This is a genomic window from Mesorhizobium sp. M7D.F.Ca.US.004.03.1.1 (assembly GCF_003998635.1).
In the GTDB taxonomy this organism is placed as follows: Bacteria; Pseudomonadota; Alphaproteobacteria; order Rhizobiales; family Rhizobiaceae; genus Mesorhizobium; species Mesorhizobium loti.
This window is the reverse complement of sequence record NZ_RZQG01001193.1, coordinates 1-1,533: the sequence shown is the minus strand read 5'-3', so window position 1 is coordinate 1,533 and position 1,533 is coordinate 1. Positions and strand designations below refer to the sequence as shown.

Annotated in this window: 1 protein-coding gene; it reads left to right on the top strand. The window is 65.2% G+C overall.

Going from position 1 to position 1,533, the window contains the following annotated elements:
- The coding region (locus EN935_RS35445; RefSeq protein WP_164771657.1) for an FAD-dependent oxidoreductase at nt 1-1,533 on the top strand (1,533 nt) is incomplete at both ends.

The window sequence follows — 1,533 nt, the reverse complement described above, 5'->3', positions numbered from 1 at the left end:
TCTACAAGGAGATCGAGGAGCTTTCCGGCCAGGCGACCGGCGTGCATCTGACCGGAGGTGTGCTTCTGGCGGCGACCGAGGCGCGGCTCGACTGGCTGCGCGGTGTTGTTGCCAAGGGCCGCTATCTCGGCATCGAGCTCGAGGAGATCTCACCCAACGAAGCGGCCGAACTCATGCCGCTGCTCGATCCCAAGCAGTTCGTCGGCGCCGTCAGGAACAAGGAGGACGGCCATCTCGATCCGTCGGGCGTCACCCATGCCTATGCCAAGGCCGCACGCAAGTTGGGCGCCGAGGTCGAGCGCTTCACCAAGGTCGAGGACATCGTGCGGCGCGCCGACGGGCTGTGGCGGGTCATCACCAACAAGGGCGAGGTGGTGGCCGAGCATGTCGTCAATGCCGGCGGCCTGTGGGCGCGCGAGGTCGGCCGCATGGTTGGCCTCGAACTGCCGGTGCTGGCGATGGAGCACATGTACCTGATCACCGAGGATATGCCGGAGGTAGCCGCCTGGAACGCCAAGACCGGCACGGAGATCATCCACGCGGTCGATTTCGACGGCGAGCTCTATCTGCGCCAGGAGCGCGGCGGCATGCTGATGGGCACCTATGAGAAGGCCAACAAGCCGTGGTCCGAATACCAGACGCCGTGGAATTTCGGCCATGAATTGCTGGCGCCCGACATCGACCGCATCGCACCGTCGCTGGAGGTTGGGTTCCGGCATTTCCCGGCCTTCCAGAACACCGGCATCAAGCAGATCATCAACGGCCCTTTCACCTTCGCGCCGGACGGCAACCCGCTGGTCGGGCCAGTGCGCGGGCTGCCTGGTTTCTGGGTCGCCTGCGGCGTCATGGCCGGTTTTTCGCAGGGCGGCGGCGTCGGCCTCGCTCTGTCCAACTGGATGATCGAGGGCGATCCCGGCGCCGACATCTGGGCGATGGATGTCGCGCGCTATGGCGACTGGGCGACGATGGCCTACACCAACGCCAAGGTGCGCGAGAATTATTCCAGACGCTTTTCGATCCGCTTCCCCAATGAGGAGCTGCCCGCCGGGCGGCCGCTGAAGACGACGCCGATCTACGACCTGCTGTCGGCCAAGGGTGCGCAATGGGGCGTTGCTTACGGGCTGGAGGTGCCGCTCTGGTACGCGCCGGAGGGCGTCAAGGACGAGTTCTCCTGGCGTCGCTCGAGCGACTTCACCCAGGTCGCCAAGGAGGTTGCGACCGTTCGTGACGGCGTCGGCCTGTCCGAGATTTCGAGCTTCGCCAAATACAAGGTGACGGGCGAGGGGGCGGCCGTCTGGCTCGACCGGATGCTTGCCTGCAAGCTGCCGAAGCCCGGCCGCATGACGCTGGCGCCTATGCTGAAGGAAGATGGCAGGCTGATCGGCGACTTCACGCTGGCCAATCTTGCCCCTCTTGATCGAGATGGGGAAGGCTGGTTCCTCGCCGGTTCGGGCATCGCCGAGCAATACCATATGCGTTGGTTCGAGAAGCACTTGCCTGACGACGGTTCGGTGCGCATCGAGGCGCTGGGCG